The organism is Plantactinospora sp. B24E8 (assembly GCF_039871735.1).
In the GTDB taxonomy this organism is placed as follows: domain Bacteria; phylum Actinomycetota; class Actinomycetes; order Mycobacteriales; family Micromonosporaceae; genus Plantactinospora.
Genome location: NZ_JBDPMH010000008.1, coordinates 91760 through 107597, shown reverse-complemented (window position 1 = coordinate 107597; position 15838 = coordinate 91760). Strand labels below are relative to the sequence as shown.

9 protein-coding genes and 1 pseudogene are annotated in these 15838 nt (G+C 73.6%); 2 read left to right on the top strand and 8 right to left on the bottom strand.

Annotation, left to right across the window (positions count from 1 at the left end; translation table 11 throughout):
• Positions 1–36: 36 nt before the first annotated feature.
• Positions 37–1443, bottom strand: coding sequence for a proline--tRNA ligase (gene proS / locus ABGB21_RS15150; RefSeq protein WP_347653840.1), 1407 nt, complete (start codon positions 1441–1443; stop codon positions 37–39).
• Between the two features lie 80 nt (positions 1444–1523).
• Here proS and ABGB21_RS15145 point away from each other — a divergent pair, with 80 nt between their 5' ends.
• On the top strand, positions 1524–2096 hold the full coding sequence (locus ABGB21_RS15145; protein ID WP_347678229.1) for a hypothetical protein: 573 nt from the start codon (positions 1524–1526) through the stop codon (positions 2094–2096).
• A gap of 64 nt (positions 2097–2160) precedes the next feature.
• Here ABGB21_RS15145 and ABGB21_RS15140 read toward each other — a convergent pair whose 3' ends face one another.
• The 3 genes from ABGB21_RS15140 to ABGB21_RS15130 form a co-directional block, all read right to left on the bottom strand.
• Complete coding sequence (locus tag ABGB21_RS15140) at positions 2161–3243, bottom strand: amidohydrolase family protein (protein WP_347653838.1); 1083 nt, start codon at positions 3241–3243, stop codon at positions 2161–2163.
• A 62-nt stretch (positions 3244–3305) separates the two neighbouring features.
• A complete protein-coding gene (gene ffh / locus ABGB21_RS15135; protein WP_347653837.1) occupies positions 3306–4850 on the bottom strand; it encodes a signal recognition particle protein in 1545 nt (514 codons plus the stop codon).
• 276 nt (positions 4851–5126) lie between these two features.
• Entirely contained in the window at positions 5127–9164 is a 4038-nt protein-coding gene (locus tag ABGB21_RS15130; RefSeq protein WP_347678227.1) for a discoidin domain-containing protein, read from the bottom strand.
• Positions 9165–9273: 109 nt separating this feature from the next.
• On the opposite strand from ABGB21_RS15130, the gene ABGB21_RS15125 reads away from it, so the two are divergent.
• Complete coding sequence (locus tag ABGB21_RS15125) at positions 9274–10296, top strand: LacI family DNA-binding transcriptional regulator (RefSeq protein WP_347678225.1); 1023 nt, start codon at positions 9274–9276, stop codon at positions 10294–10296.
• Positions 10297–10416: 120 nt separating this feature from the next.
• On the opposite strand, the gene ABGB21_RS15120 is transcribed toward ABGB21_RS15125, so the two are convergent.
• From ABGB21_RS15120 to ABGB21_RS15105, 4 genes and pseudogenes are all read right to left on the bottom strand, one after another.
• A complete protein-coding gene (locus ABGB21_RS15120) occupies positions 10417–11508 on the bottom strand; it encodes a putative sulfate exporter family transporter (RefSeq protein WP_347678223.1) in 1092 nt (363 codons plus the stop codon).
• A 131-nt stretch (positions 11509–11639) separates the two neighbouring features.
• The gene (locus ABGB21_RS15115; RefSeq protein ID WP_347653833.1) at positions 11640–12206 is read right to left on the bottom strand and encodes a cysteine dioxygenase family protein; all 567 of its coding nucleotides are present in this window, start codon (positions 12204–12206) and stop codon (positions 11640–11642) included.
• Positions 12207–12332: 126 nt separating this feature from the next.
• Complete coding sequence (locus ABGB21_RS15110) at positions 12333–13244, bottom strand: LysR substrate-binding domain-containing protein (protein WP_347678221.1); 912 nt, start codon at positions 13242–13244, stop codon at positions 12333–12335.
• Between the two features lie 121 nt (positions 13245–13365).
• A pseudogene (locus ABGB21_RS15105) lies at positions 13366–15768 on the bottom strand ([protein-PII] uridylyltransferase); the annotation flags it as partial.
• Between the last annotated feature and the right edge of the window lie 70 nt (positions 15769–15838).

Sequence of the window (15838 nt, the reverse complement as noted above, 5' to 3'; positions counted from 1 at the left end):
CCGACGGCGCCGGCCGGCCTGCCAGGCTCGACCACGTCAGTAGGAACGGGCGACGATGGCGACCAGCTCCGGCTCGTCCTCCGAGTCCGGCACCGAGCCGTCGGCCCGGCGCAGGCAGCGGACGGTGACGCCCTGGGCGTTCGCCTTCGCCTCGCCCTCGACGCCGACCACCGACCACGGCACCCGGGCCCAGCCGTTCGCCGCCGCCTCGATCGCCTCGTCCAGGGTCGTCACGTCGACGGTCCGGGACTCCCGCATCTGCAGCGCCTCGTCGTAGAGCGCCTGCTGGTCGGCGTCGAGGGCGGCGAGCACCGCCGAGACCACGTCGGCGACCGGGACCGGGGTCTTCGAGCCGTCAGTGCGGCGGACCAGCACCGCGTTGCCGGCGGCGAGGTCGCGGGGGCCGACCTCGATACGTACCGGATAGCCCTTGAGCTCGGCGTCGACGGCCCGGCGGCCGAACGGGGTGTCGACCCGGTCGTCGAGGCCGACCCGCACGCCGGCGTCGCGCAGCGCGTCGCGGAGCTTGACCGCGGCCTCGGTCACCCCGTCACCGGACTTGACGACCATGACGTACGCCTGCACCGGCGCCAGCCGGGGCGGCACCCGCAGCCCGTTGTCGTCGCCGTGGCACATGATCAGACCGCCGAGCATCCGGGTGGAGCTGCCCCACGAGGTGGTCCAGGCGTGCTCGACGCTGCGCTCGGCCGAGGTGTAGGTGATGTCGAAGGCCTTGGCGAAGTTCTGCCCGAGCTCGTGCGAGGTACCCATCTGCAGCGCCTTGCCGTCGCCCATCATGCCTTCGAGGGTGTAGGTGCGGATCGCACCGGCGAACCGCTCCCGGGCGGTCTTCAGCCCGGTCAGCACCGGGATGCCGAGCACTCCGACCATGAAGTCCTCGTAGACCTCGTGCAGGATCCTCCGGGCGTACGCCCGGGCGTCGGCCTCGTCGGCGTGCGCGGTGTGCCCCTCCTGCCAGAGGAACTCGCTGGTCCGGAGGAAGATCCGGGGCCGCAGCTCCCAGCGGACCACGTTCGCCCACTGGTTGAGCAGCAGCGGCAGGTCGCGGTACGAGTCGACCCACTTGGCCATGAACTCGCCGATCACCGTCTCACTGGTCGGCCGGACCACCACCGGCTCGGCGAGCTGCTTGCCGCCACCGTGGGTGACCACGGCCAGCTCCGGGGAGAAGCCCTCGACGTGCTGCGCCTCCCGGCGCAGGTAGCTCTCCGGGATGAAGAGCGGGAAGTACGCGTTCTCCGCCCCGGCGGTCTTGATCCGGGCGTCCATCTCGGCCTGCATCCGTTCCCAGATGGCGTAGCCGGCCGGTCGAATGACCATGGTCCCCCGCACCGGCCCGTTGTCGGCGAGCTGCGCCTTGGCGATCAGGTCCTGGTACCAGCGGGGGAAATCCTCCGCCCGGGGAGTGAGCACGCGTGCCATGAGGGCCAATCTTAGGCCTCGGCGCTGCGGCGGTGTCGCCGGGGCGAACCCGGTGGGACGGTCCCGCTACCATCCCGCGCATGTCTCTGCTTGCCCGTCTGTTCGGCCGCTCACCTGAACCGCGGCCGCTGGCGCTGCCGTACGACCCGATGTCCCCGGAAGGACTCGTCGCCCGTTGGGTCCGCTGGGTCGCCGACTCGTCGCAGCGGGAGTCCCCGATCGCCGACCCGACCGGCGAGTTCGCCGGCGTCGGGCAACCGGAGGACGTCTGGTTCCTCGCCGGTACGTTCGGCGGCGCGGTGACCCGCCGCTGTCAGGTGCCCGCCGGCCGCCCGATCTTCTTCCCGGCGTTCAACGTCTGGCAGTCCCGGGTCGATCCAGGTGACGTTCCGGTGATGGAGCAGGCCACCGGCCACGCCCACCTCGACGACGAGGAGGTTCCGCTGCGGCCGGTCGGCACCCCGGAGACGTTCCTGGTCCGGGGTCGGCTCGGCAATCCGGTGACCGGGCTGCCGCCCACCATGCGGGTGAGCTGCTGGGGGCTGTGGGGTCAGCTCGCTCCGCTGGCGCCGGGCAGATACCGGCTCGTCTTCGGCGGCGACGACGGACACGGCTTCTGGGTGGAGGCGAACTACCTGCTGGTGGTGAGCTGACCGTCGCGCCCGCCCGGTCGGGGGCCGGCGTACCACCCGGCCGGCGGCGCTGAGCGACCGGAGGTCAGCGGACCACCCGGCCGCGCAGCACGATCCGTCGGGGTGCCTGGACCACCCGCAGGTCGGCCCGGGGGTCGGCGTCGTAGACCACCAGGTCGGCGAGGCCGCCCTCGACCAGTCCGGGGAAGCCGAGCCACTCCCGGGCCCGCCACGAGGCGGCGGCCAAGACGTCGACGGTCGACATGCCGGCCCGCTCGTGCAGCAGCAGCATCTCCCGGGCGGCCAGCCCGTGGTCGATGCCGCCGCCCGCGTCGGTGCCGACGTAGATCGGCACCCCGGCCTCGTACGCCGCCCCGACCAGTGCGGGGAAGGTGTCCCGCAGGGTGAGCATGTGCGCTGCGTAGCCGGGGAACTTCTCCCGGGCCTGGTCGGCGATCCCGCCGAAGATGGTCTCGATGTTGATCATCGTGGGCACCAGCGCGGTCCCCCGCCGGGCCATCTCGTCGAGCAGGTCGACACTGAGCCCGGTGCCGTGCTCCACCGAGTCGACCCCGGCCCGGACCATCGTCGCGACGGCCGACTCGGAGAAGGTGTGCACGGCGGCCCGGGCCCCGGCGGCGTGCGCGGCCTCGACCGCGGCGGCCATGGTCTCCGGGTCCCAGGACGGTGCCAGGTCACCGGCGGTCCGGTCGAGCCAGTCACCGACCAGCTTGACCCAGCCGTTCCCGGCCCGGGCCTGCTCGGTCACCGTGGCCCGGACGTCGGCGGACTCCACCTCCACGGCGATACCCCGCAGGTAGCGCCGGGGCGACGCGATGTGCCGACCGGCGCGGGCCAGCCGGGGCAGGTCCGGCTCGTCCTCCAGCTCCGGGTACGGGTACGGCGAGCCGGCGTCCCGGATCGCCAGCACCCCGGCGTCCCGGTCGATGGTGGCGAGGTGGCGGGCCTGGTCCAGTGAGGTGATCGGCACCGCGCCCGGGGCGATGCCCGGGTGGCAGTGCGCGTCGACCAGACCGGGCAGGACGAAGCCCCGGTCGGCGACGGTCTGCGCCCCGGGGACCGGGGTGAAGGTGACCCGGTCCCCGACCAGCCACAGGTCCCGGACCTCGTCGTCAGGGAGGACGACTCCCCGTACGTGCAGCGCCATGGGGACATTCCTACCGGATCACGTCCGGTGGATCTCCGCGACCCACTGCCTCCTGCGGCGCGTCAGCGGTCCTTGTCGTCCCGCCTGGTGAGCTTGTTGAAGTCGAGCTTCGGCAGCTTGAAGCCGGGCGGCAGGCCCTGGCCGCCGGCCAGCGCGTTCGGGTCCAGCCCCGGCGGCAGCTGCGGCATGCCGCCCGGGAAGCCACCGGCCGGCCCGCCGACCCGGGGCCGGCCGCCGCCCTTGGTGCCCTTGCGCTTGTTCTTCGGTGACTTGGTCGCCTTGCGCCGGCCGCCGGGCAGGCCCATCATGCCGCCCATCTGCTTCATCATCTTCTGCGCCTCGGCGAAGCGGTTGAGCAGCTGGTTGACGTCCATCACGGTGACCCCGGAGCCGTTGGCGATCCGGGCCCGCCGGGAACCGTTGATGATCTTCGGGTTGGTCCGCTCGCCCGGGGTCATCGACCTGATGATCGCGGTGACCCGGTCGAAGTGCTTGTCGTCCAGCTCGGCCAGCTGGTCCTTCATCTGTCCCATTCCGGGCATCATCGCCAGTACGTTGGCGATCGGCCCCATCCGCCGTACCGCGATGAGCTGGTCGAGGAAGTCCTCCAGGGTGAACTGCTCGCCGCCCATCAGCTTGGCGGTCATCTTTTCTTTCTGATCGGCGTCGAACGCCTGTTCCGCCTGCTCGATCAGGGTCAGCACGTCGCCCATGCCGAGGATCCGGCTGGCCATCCGGTCCGGGTGGAAGACGTCGAAGTCGGTGAGCTTCTCACCGGTCGAGGCGAAGAGGATCGGCTGCCCGGTGACCTGCCGTACGGAGAGCGCGGCACCACCGCGGGCGTCGCCGTCGAGCTTGGAGAGGACCACACCGGTGATCCCGACACCGTCGCGGAACGCCTCGGCGGTGCGGACCGCGTCCTGGCCGACCATCGCGTCGATGACGAAGATGACCTCGTCCGGGTCGACCGCGTCCCGGATGTTGGCGGCCTGCGCCATCATCTCGGCGTCGATGCCGAGCCGGCCGGCGGTGTCGACGATGACGATGTCGCGGGCGGCCCGCCTCGCGTGGTCGATCGAGGCCCGGGCGACCTGGACCGGGTCGCCGACGCCGTTGCCCGGTTCCGGGGCGAAGACCTCGACCCCGGCCCGGCCGCCGAGCACCTGGAGCTGGTTGACCGCGTTGGGACGCTGCAGGTCGGCCGCGACGAGCAGCGGCTGGTGCCCCTGACCCTTGAGCCAGCCGGCCAGCTTGCCGGCCAGTGTCGTCTTACCGGAGCCCTGGAGGCCGGCGAGCATGATCACGGTGGGGGGCTGCTTGGCGAACTGCAGCCGGCGGCCCTCGCCGCCGAGCACGCCGACGAGTTCCTCGTGGACGATCTTGATGACCTGCTGGGCGGGGTTCAGCGCCTGGGAGACCTCGGCACCCCGGGCCCGCTCCTTCACGTTGGCGATGAAGGCCTTCACCACCGGCAGGGCGACGTCGGCCTCCAGCAGCGCCAGCCGGATCTCCCGGGCGGTGGCGTCGATGTCGGCGTCGGTGAGCCGACCCTTGCCCCGCAGCTTCGTGAAGATCCCGGAAAGACGGTCACTCAAAGTGTCAAACACGGCGCAACATCCCGTTTGTCGTATTTATCCGAGCAGGACGTGACCGGGACACGTGTGTCCGGCCACCGCAAGGGTAGCCGGCCGCCCCATCCGACGCGGCCAGCCCAACCACCTGCGGCCGCCCACCGACGACCGGCGGCGACCAGCAGCCGGGCCACGGATCTCGCGGCCCGGCGAGGGCACCGGATGGGTTGGCCCTTCCCGACCGACCCGACGACCGCACCGGGCGGGCCGGCCCTTCCCGACCGACCCGCCCGGCAGGTGCCGTCCCCGGCGTCAGCCGGCCGAGTTGTACGCCTCGGCCGTCACCCGGACACCGCGCGACACCTCCGGCCGGGACCGCCAGGAGACCGCCACCTGCCGCGTCTCCCCCGGCAGCAGCCAGAAGTAGTTGTCGTCGTACCGGGCCGGGAGGACCCGGTCGCCGTGCGCGTCGCGGACCGCCAGCCGGACCAGCGCGGCGACCGCGTCGCCCCGGTTGCGGACGGTCGCGCGGACCGTGTCGCGCCCGGCGGAGGCGCGTACGCCACCGGTGCTCACCTCCAGCCGGGTCCGGGGCAGGCTGTTGAGCACCCGCATCTCCTCGGCCCGGCCGTACCGCCAGTAGGTGTTCTCCGAGAGCAGCCGGTCCCGGCCGTCCCGCAGTTCCAGCCGGACCAGGTGCAGTCCGGCCCCGGCCGGCGCCGGCACGGTGAACGCGGCGGTGGTCGCCGAGCGGGCGACGTCCACCCGCTGCCGCTGGGGCGTGCCCAGCGGCCGGCCGGCGAGGTCGTACCGGCGGGCGGTGACGGTGGCCCCGGACAGTGGCGCGGCGGTGTGGTTGACCACCCGCACCAACCAGGTGCCGGGGTCGGCCTGGACGTGCAACGGCTCGCAGCCCTTGCGGGCACCGTAGTAGGCGCCGTTCACGTCGAGGTCGTAGTCGTACGTCTGCCAGACCGTGCTGTGCCACGCCGGGTGGGACATCCAGAGCAGCAGCCCGGTGGCGTCCTGCCACAGGTTGGCGTTCCACGCCTCGAACATGGCGCGGTGGTTCTCGTAGTTGACGAACTGCGCCCGGGTGGCGAACTCCGCCAGCGAGCCGGAGCCGCCGAGCCGGGCGTCGATCGCCTCGTGGTAGGTGCCGACCCGCTGGTTGCCGACCGTCGACCAGTCGTGGTGGTTCCAGACCACGCCCGGCGGCCACTCCGGCTCGTCACCGACCAGGTTGCGCATGCTCTCCACGACCGGGACGACCGGCATGCCGATCTCGGTGTGGAAGCCGAACGAGTCCGCCTCGTAGACGGTCCGGTCGACGTACGTCGCCGGGTCGACCCAGTGGTACGGGCCACGTCCGCTGACGATGCCGGCCGCCGAGTTGGGGATGTAGAGGATCTCCGGGTGCTCGGTGTCGACGGCCCGCTCGAGCCCGGCGTTGACGATCGGCGGCGGGTCCCCCTCGTTCGCCCCGCACCAGACCACGATGCACGGGTGGTGGCGGTAGCGCCGGATGGTGTCGGCGGCGATGTCGACGTAGCCGGGCGGGTCGGGCAGGAACTGGCCGGCCTGCCAGAAGTCGTTCCAGACCAGGATGCCCTGCTCGTCGCAGGCCCGGTACAACTCCTCCCGATTGCTGCTGCCGAGCCAGTTGCGGATCATCGTGAAGTTCATGTCGCGGTGCATCTCGACCGTGTCGGCGAGCCGGTCGGGCAGCACCCGGCGCAGCAGCTCGTCCCAGCCCCAGTTGCCGCCCCGGGCGAAGACCGGCACCCCGTTGACACTGATCTTCAACTCGGTGATCTTGTTGCTCACGGACTTCACGTCGGTCCAGGTGTCCCCGTCGGTCGAGACCTGGATGACGTACTCGCGGGCGTACGCCTGCTCCCAGACGATGGTGACCTGGTCGAACGCGGTCGGCTCGTCGAGGTCGACCTGGATCCACTGGTTGTCCTCGTGCTTCGAGGCCCACCTGGTACGCGGGTTGCCGTCCACGGCCCGCTCCGGCCCGGTCGAGTCGCTGTCCGCCGACGACGCGGTGGCGGTCCGGCCCCGGGCCAGGTCGAGATCCGGCTCGGCCTGCCGCCCGACCGAGAGCGTCCACATCGACACGCCCCAGGAGGTGGCCCGGGTTCCGGCCTGGATACGCAGGTAGCGGGCGGTCTGACTGGGGAAGGTCTCGACCTGGGTGGCCCGGTTGCCCAGCGGGGTCTCGTTGCTGACCGCCGTGACGTCGGTCCAGTCGTCGCCGTCGGCGGAGACCTGGACCCGGTAGTCGAGCGCGTACGCCTGCTCCCAGACGATGGTGACCTGGTCGAACGCGGTCGGCTCGTCGAGGTCGACCTGGATCCACTGGTTGTCCTCGTACTTCGAGGCCCACCGGGTGCCCGGGTCGCCGTCGACGGCGTTGCCGGGTCCGTTGCCGTCGTGCTCGGACGAGGAGGCGGTGGCGGTCCGGCCCCGGGCCAGGTCGGCGCCGCCGTCGCCGTCGGCCACCGACAGCGACCACATCGAGACGCCCCAGTCGGTCGCCCGCTGGCCGGCCTGGATGCGGACGTACTGGGCGTGCTGGCGGGCGAAGGTGACGGTCTGGGTGGCGGCCCCGTCGACGAACTCCAGCGGGGGCGTGCCGGGCGGGGAGACCAGCACCGGCTGGTGCCAGTCGTAGCCGAACTCGCGGATGCCGAACCGGACCTCCCGCCGGTCGCTGAGCCGGCCGCCGACGGTGGCGGTGACCGCCAGGTCGTACAGGTGGGGCTCGCCGTAGCCGTTGGGCCACCACAGCTTCGGGTCGCGCAGCCGCAGCGCCGGGAAGCGGTCCGGGGCGAAGGTCACGGTCTCGGTCGCGCCGGCGGCGACGGTCACCGTCCGGTCGAGCCGGACCTTGCCGAACTGCGCGCGTACGGTCACCGTGGTCGCGGTGTCGGCCGCGTTGCGCACCGGTACGGCGACGGTCACCTCGGCGGTGTCGGTGGCCGGCAGGTCCGGCAGGGTGGTCCGGACGTACGGATCGCCGACCACCACGGCGCCGGTGCTGCGCAGCCGGACGTGGTCCCAGAGGCCGGTGACCCGGTCCCGGACGGCCGGCATCCAGTCCCAGCCGGAGACCGCCAGGTACGTCGGCGCGTCGAGGTAGTGCCGCGCCGACTGGAGGAAGGTGCGCCCGTCGGTGCCCTTGTCGCCCGGGGTGCCCGGGTGCGGCATCGGGGTGACCCGCACCGCGACGACGTGCTCGGTCCGCCCGGCCAGCGCGGCGGTGATGTCGAGGGCGGCCCGGGCGAAGGGGTGTGTGACGGTGCCCACCTCGGTGCCGTTGACCCAGATGGTGGCCTCGTGGTTGATGCCGTCGAACTCGAGCCAGACCCGCCGGCCGGGCGAGGTGTCCAGTCCACGCGGCAGCCGCAGCACCCGCCGGTACCACCAGGAGTGCCGGGACAGCGCCTCCGGGATCCGCATGTTGTGGAAGCCGCTGACCGGGTCGGGCAGGTGTCCCCGCTCGACCAGGGTGCCGAGCACCGTCCCCGGTACGGTCGCCGGCAGCCAGTCGCGGACGTCCACCCCGGGCCCGGACAGCGCCGCGCCGTCGGCGGTGCCGGCGAAGTCGTCCATGGTCAGCGCCCAGCCGGACTCCAGGGGCACGGTGCCGTCGGCGGCGACCCGCAGTTCGGGCGCGGGTCGGGTGTTGCCTCCCGCCCAGCTCGTCCAGCCCTTCGCCGGCGGCCGGTGGCCGAGCGGGGTGCCGTAGACCTGGAAGCCGTTGAGGCCGACCGGGTTGCTGTTGGACCGCTTGGTGGCGGTGAGCCGGACGAACCGGGCGGTGACCGGTTCGGGGAGCCGGACGGTCTCGGTGCCGCCCTGGCCGTCGGTGGTTTCGTGGACCGACCGCCAGGTCTGCCCGTCGGAGGAGACCTCGAGCCGGTACGCGACCGCGACGCTGGAGAGGATCTCGTCCCCGTCGGTGTGGGTGTAGTCCCCGTCGAAGGGCCCGTCGGCGAGGGTGGCCTCGAAGACCAGGGTGACCGCCTCGATCCGGCACGGGGCCTGGAGGTCGACCGAGATCCACTGTGGATCGCCGGGTGCGGCCCGCCAGCCGCTGCCGCGTACGCCGGACTGTGGGAGTCCGTCCACGGCGAACGATCCGGGCGTCGGCGCGTAGTCCGTCGACGAGACGGCCACCGGCCGGTACACCGCGAGGTCGGGCGTGGGTGGCGTGTCGGCCGGTCGGACGGACGCGGCGCGGGCGACGTCCGGCAGGACCGCGGTCACGCCGAACGAGGCGAGCAGCGTGGCGCCCGTGGACAGAAGGGTGCGCCGCGATACGGACGGCGACTCGGACATCATGCCTCCCGAGGTCTGACAACGTTGTCAGATACTCGCCACCGTGATCATTTGTGTCAAGCTTCCGTTTCCGACGCGTGATCTCCGGGTTTCCCGGCCGGACGGTAGGGTGCTGCGCGTGACCAGCACGCCCGGCCGTACCCGGCGCCCCACCATGGTGGACGTGGCCGCCCGGGCCGGGGTCAGCGTGAAGACCGTCTCGCGGGTCGTCAACAACGCGCCCTACGTGCAGCCGGAGCTGGTCGAACGGGTCCTCGCCGCCGTCGCCGAACTCGGCTTCCGACGCAACCACCTGGCCAGCACGCTGCGCTCCGGCCAGGCCACCGCCACCATCGGGCTGCTCATCGAGGAGATCGCCAACCCGTTCTACGCCACCATCGCCGGCGCGGTCGCCGAGGTCGCCGCCGACCACGACACCATGCTCATCATCGCCAGCTCCGAGGAGGACCCGGCCCGGGAACAGCAGCTGCTACGCGACCTCTGCGCCCGACGGGTCGACGGGCTGCTCGTCGTACCTGCCGGCGAGGACCACACCTTCCTGGCCGGTGAGGTGGAACTCGGCACCCCGGCGGTCTTCCTGGACCGGCCGGCGGGCGGGCTGCGGGCCGACACGGTCCTGCTGGACAACCGCGGCGGCGCCCGGGCCGGCGTCCGGCGACTGACCGCGGACGGTCACCGCCGGATCGCGGTCCTGCTCGACTCGACAAGCGTCTACACCATGCGGGAACGGCTGGCCGGTGCCCGGGACGCGTTGACCGAGGCCGGTGCGGCGGACGACCCACTGCTGGTCCGGGACGGGATCCGGGACCCGGCCACCGCCGCCCGGGTCGTCGCGGAACTGCTCGACCAGCCCGACCCGCCGACCGCCTTCTTCAGCCTCAACAACCGGATCTCACTCGGCGCGGTGGAGGAACTGCACCGGCGGGACAGCGACGCCACCCTGCTGGGCTTCGACGACTTCGACTCGGCCCGACTGCTGCCGTACCCGCTCACGGTGATCGCGTACGACACCCGCACGCTCGCGCGTACCGCCGCCGAGCTGCTGTTCCGACGTATCCGGGGCGACCGTGACGCGCCCCGCGACGTGCTGGTCCCGACCGAACTGGTCGCCCGGGGGCTGCCCCGGCGCTGACCCGTCCCCGCCTCCCGACCGCCACGGCGCCACATCGGCGTTCGGCACCCGGCCGTCGCATCGGCGACCCGGGGGCTGCTTCCGTCCGGTCGCCCCCTCCGGCCGACTGCCGGGCTCGACTCAGGTGGTCACCAGCACGCCGGCGTACGACACGCCGGCGACCACCACCCACGCGCTGAGCCCCAACGCCGCGGCCCGCCCCCCGGTACGCGCCAGCGTCGGCAGGTGCACCGCGCTGCCGAGCGCGAACAGCGCCGCCGCGAGCAGGATCTCCTGGAGCAGGGCGGTCCCGGCGAGCAGGCTCTCCGGCAACCAGCCGGTGCTGCGCAGGGCGATCATGGTGAGGAAACCGACGACGAACAGCGGCACCACCGACGGCCGGCGTACCGGCCCGTCCGCGCCGGCCGCCGCACGCCGCCGGCCCAGCCCGAGCACCACCACGGCGACCAGCGGCGCGAGCAGCGCCACCCGCATCAGCTTCACCAGCACCGCGTCGCCGAGCGCCGCCGACCCGGCGGACTGGGCGGTGGCGACCACCTGCCCCACGTCGTGCACGCTCGCCCCGGCCCAGCGGCCGAACTGCACGTCGTCCAGGCCCAGCGGATGCTGCAACAGCGGCAGCACCGCGACGGCCAGCGTGCCGCAGAGGGTGACCAGCGCGACCGAGGCGGCGGCGTCCTCCTCGTCACTGCCGGTCGCCGCGCTGACCGCGCCGATCGCCGAGGCACCGCAGATCGAGTACCCGGCCGCGATCAGCAACGGCTGGTCACCGCGCAACCCGATCCTCCGCCCCAACCACCAGGTGCCGCCGAAGGTCGCGGCGACCACCGCGAACACCATCAGCGTCGTCGGCCAACCCAGTTCGCGTACGTCCTGCACGCTCAACTTCAGCCCGAGCAGCACGATGCCGATCCGCATCAGCCGTTTTGCCGCGAGGCTCAGCCCCGGGCGGGCCACGCCGCGTACCCGCTCCCGGATCCCGGGCAGGTGCGCCGCCGCGATGCCGAGCACCATGGCCACGGTCAGCGTCGGCACGGCGGGCAGCACCCGGTGCACGGCCCAGGCCGTGGCGGCGCCGAAGCCGGCGGCCAGCAGCCCGGGCAGCACGGCGAGGCGATTGGGCCGGGCCGGGGCGGTGACCCGGGTGCCGACCGGTCCCGGTGGCACGTCCTGCGTGCCGGCGCCGACGCGTACGTCCTCGTGAAGCGCCACACCGGTGCCACCGGCCGGGCGGGCACCGGCACCGTGCGGTGCACCGGCAACGGTGGGTGCGCGCCGGGCGCCCCGGCGGGACTCGCGACGGGCCGCCGTGGTCAGGGTCGTCCGGCCACCCGTGCGCCGGATCACGACTCGTCGGTCCGCTGCTCGTACACCCGGCGGACGCTCGACCCGAGCCGGGAGATGTCCGCGCCGTAGATGTGCAGGGAGATCGCCGTACCGGTGCCGCCGTTCCAGACCCGGTGGATGTCGCCGGGCGGGGCGAAGCCGCACACCTCGCCCTGCTTGTTGACCACGTCCTGGGTGGCGACGAGCCGCGCCCGGCTGCCGTCGGAGACCAGCCGGTACCGCCGCTCGTGCTCCTCCCCCTGGTGCACGCCGGTGACACACCAGGCGACGTGGTCGTGGATGGCGGTGCGCTGGCCGGGCAGCCAGACGAGCGCGACGATCGAGAAGCTGCCGTCACGCTCCGCGTGCAGCAGGTGCTGTCGGTAGTGGTCCAGATCACCCTCGCACTGGGCCGGGGTGAGCAGGTCGGTCGCGCCCAGGTGCGGGGCGAGCCGCTCCCCCACCAGGTACGCGGTCAGGTCCGGCGGCAGTCCCCGGTCCACCACGTCGCGTACCTCCTCGGCCAGCCGGGCGAGGCGGGGCGTACTGACGGTGACGGTAGGGGTGACGGCCGAGGTGCTCATGACGCCAGCCTGACCCCGACCGACCCATCACGTCCAACAACAGTTTCTTCGCCTGACCCAAACAAGCGCTTATGGATCGGGGCTCGCAGACCGGCTCCGCGGGTCAGGTCCGCAGCGCCGACCCGCTCAGTCCGGGCGGCCGGTACGCCGGCCGGCCACCGTCGCCAGCGCCTCCAGCACCCGGGCGGTCGCCGGGATGCGCAGGTGCTCCCGGAGGACGTACGCGGAGACCTGGCGGGTCGAGGCCGGTGCCAGTGGTCGGCCCCGGACCTTGTCCCGGCGCAGGAAGGAGAGGGTGAGCCCGGGCATCATCGCCACGCCGAGCCCCTGGGCGACAAGTGACTGCACGGCGAGGTTGTCGTCCGTGGTGAACACGATGTCGGGGGTGAAGCCGAGCTGGGCGCACTCGTGCAGGAAGTTGGTCCGGCAGCGCAGACAGCCGGCGATCCAGCGCTCCTCGGCCAGGTCGGCGAGCGCGACCGCCCGGCGCCGGGCCATCGGGTGCCCGGCCGGCAGCAGGACGGTGAGCTGGTCCTCCAGCAGCGGCACCTCGACCAGCTCCTCGGGCACCTCCTCCTGCAGCCCGGGATAGGTGAAGGCCAACGTCAGGTCGCTCTCGCCCTGGACCACCCGACGCAGCGAGTCGGGCGGCTCGTCCTCGAGTAGTTCCACCCGGATCCCCGGATGCCGACCGGCCAGCAGCGCCATCGCCTCGGGGACCAGCGTGGCGTTCGCGCTCGGGAAGGCACAGACCCGGACCAGCCCGGTACGGAGCCGGGCGATCGCGGCCATCTGCTGTCGGGCGACCGTCATGCTGCCGAGGATGTTCTCGGTGTGCCGGGCCAGCGTCTCCCCCGCCTCGGTCAGCCGCAGCCGCCGGCCGACCCGGGTGAACAGCGGCGTGCCGACCTCGCGTTCCAGGGCCTTCATCTGCTGGGTGATCGCCGGCTGGGTGTAGCCGAGGGCCTGCGCGGCCGCCGAGTACGACCTGGTCCGGACCACCTCGTGGAAGGTCCTGATATGCCGCGAATCGAACACCGTCGGATCATAGGCACGCCGATCCGGCATCGCCCACGGTCAGTGACGGGCGGCGCACGCCCCCGGACAGGCCGGAGCGGCGCCTAGCCGGCGGCCAGGACCGCCGGTCAACCGGTCGCGGTCACCCGGCGGCGGCCAGGACCGCGGCCTCGACCCGCTCCCGCTCGGCCTGGTCGGGCCAGCTACCGACCAGGTAGAACGCGTCGACCACGTCACCGCCGAGCGTGGAGATCCGGGCCGCCCGGACCTGGGCACCGGCCTCGTCGAGGGCGGTGGTGACCCGGTAGAGCAGGCCACCGGAGTCGGCGGCCCGCAGTTCCAGGACCACCGCGTCGGTGGCGGCGGCCCGGTGCCAGACCACCCGGGGCGGGGAACCGCCGCCCCGGGCGGCGAGGGCACGCCCCCGCAGCCGCTGGGTCACCGAGATGTCGCCGGTGACCGCCCGGCGCAGGTCGGCGGCGAGCGCCACCGGATCCGGCGGGGTGCCGTACCGGGGTTGGACGAGGAACTCGACCAGGGCGCGGTCCTCGACCATCGACGCGTCGGCGGCCAGCACCTCCAGTCGGTGCAGGGCCAGACACCCGGCGACCGCGGCGAGCAGCCCCTTCCGGTCGGCGGCGGCCACCGCCACCCGGTCCCCCTCCAGGTGTACGGCCGGCAGCGGTCCCGCCACCAGCGCCGGATCCGGCACCGGCGGCTCGGGGAGCAGACCGGTGTCGAGCCGGGTGTGCACCCGGCGGACGAGTTCGGCGATCAGCCGGGCCTTCCAGTCCGACCAGGCGGCCGGCCCGGTCGCCCGCGCGTCGGCCCGGGCCAGCGCGTGCAACAGGCCCAGGGTGGTGGTGTCCTGCACCGCCTCGGCGACCCCGGTGATGGTCACCGGGTCGCCGATGTCCCGTCGGGTCGCCACCTCCGGCAGCAGCAGGTGCAGCCGGACCAGTTTTCCGATCAGCTCCACCTCGGGCGGCGGCAGCCCGATCCGGGCGGCGATCCGGGCCGCGATCGGGGCACCGACCAGGCTGTGGTCCGCCGGAACGGCGGGCTGTTCCGACCGGCCCGGGCCCGCCTCGGCCCCGTCGCCGTCGAGGCCCTTGCCGACGTCGTGCAGGAAGGCGGCGAGCAGCAGCAGGTCGGGCCGGTCCACCTCCCGGGCGTATGCGGTCGCCTCGGCGGCGGCCTGCACCAGGTGCCGGTCGAGCGTGTACCGGTGCACCGGATTGTGCTGGGGCAGGCTGCGCATCCGGGTCCACTCCGGCAGCCAGCCGGCAACCAGCCCGTACCGGTCGCAGGTTTCCCAGGTGGGCACCAGCCCGGCACCGGCGCCGAGCAGGGTGATCAGCGCGGCGCGGGCCGCCGGGGGCCAGGGGGTCGGCAGCGGCGGGCAGTACGCGGCGAGCCACTCGCAGGTGGCCCGGGCGATCGGCAGTCGGGCGCTGGCGGCCGCGGCGGCGACCCGCAGCGACAGGCTCGGGTCGGGGCGGGCGCCGATGGCGGTCCGGGCGAGGACCAGTTCGCCGTCCTGTTCGACGACGTCCCGGGCGACCGGGCGGCGCAGCGGCCGGCCGTCGGCGCCGCGACGGCGGCCGGAGCGCAGCCGGTCGGCGGCCCGGAAGGCGTCGTCGAGGGCGTGGCTGACGGTCCGGGCGTCGCCGGCGACCCGGCGCAGCAGCGCGTCCCCGTCGCCGCTGGTGGGGTCGACGTCGCCGCCGGACGACGACAGCTGGCCACCCCCGGCTGACGACGGGCCGGCTCCGCCGGGTGACGACGGGCCGGACGGCTGGCGGAGTCCGAGCAGGGCCGCGACCGCAGCCCGCTCCTGGGCGAGCAGCCGGTCTACTCGTCGGCCGACCGACTGGTGCAGCGCGTCGCGGGTGTCCAGCAGACGTACGTGGGCGGCCCGGACCGCCGGGCGGAGCGCGTCGCTGATCCCGGCGAAGGAGATCGCCCGGAGCAGCCCGACGTCCCGTAGTCCGCCGGCGGCCTCCTTGAGGTCCCCCTCCAGCAGGAACGCCAGCTCGCCGTGGGCCGACCAGCGGGTCGTGGTGATCTCCCGCAGCCCGGGCAGCACCCGGACGGCGGTGCGCCGCCACTGGTCGGCGGCGGCGGTGACGAGCTGGTCGGCGAGTGCCCGGTCGCCGGCGACGTACCGGGCGTCGAGCAGCCCGAGCGCGACCTTCACGTCGTCGTGGGCGACGGAGAGTGCCTCGGGGATGGTCCGTACCGAGTGGTCGAGCCCGAGCCGGGCGTCCCAGATCGGATACCAGAGGGCGGCGGCCAGCTCGTCCATTCCGGGCACCCCGGCGTGCAGCAGGACCAGGTCCAGGTCGCCGCAGGGGGCGCACTGCCGCCGGCCGAGGCCGCCGACCGCGACCAGGGCGATTCCGCGTACGTCGGCGGGGTCACCGTGATCGCCGGTGGTGCCGGCCGCGCCGGGACCGGCCTCGGCGAGTCCCTTGTTCAGCAGCCCGGCCAGCCAGACGTCGAGCGCCGCCGAACGCTGTTCGCGTGCGGCGGCGCCGATGCCGGCGATGAGCGGGGGCCGGGGGTCGACGTGACCGGCGGTCACCGGCGCGGGTCCCCTGCTCATCGAGTTG

What these genes read in the sequence shown, in the direction of transcription:
- proS (WP_347653840.1), bottom strand. Translation starts at nt 1,443, where the DNA reads ATGGCACGCGTGCTCACTCCCCGGGCGGAGGATTTCCCCCGCTGGTAC.
- ABGB21_RS15145 (WP_347678229.1), top strand. Translation starts at nt 1,524, where the DNA reads ATGTCTCTGCTTGCCCGTCTGTTCGGCCGCTCACCTGAACCGCGGCCG.
- ABGB21_RS15140 (WP_347653838.1), bottom strand. Translation starts at nt 3,243, where the DNA reads ATGGCGCTGCACGTACGGGGAGTCGTCCTCCCTGACGACGAGGTCCGG.
- ABGB21_RS15130 (WP_347678227.1), bottom strand. Translation starts at nt 9,164, where the DNA reads ATGTCCGAGTCGCCGTCCGTATCGCGGCGCACCCTTCTGTCCACGGGC.
- ABGB21_RS15115 (WP_347653833.1), bottom strand. Translation starts at nt 12,206, where the DNA reads ATGAGCACCTCGGCCGTCACCCCTACCGTCACCGTCAGTACGCCCCGC.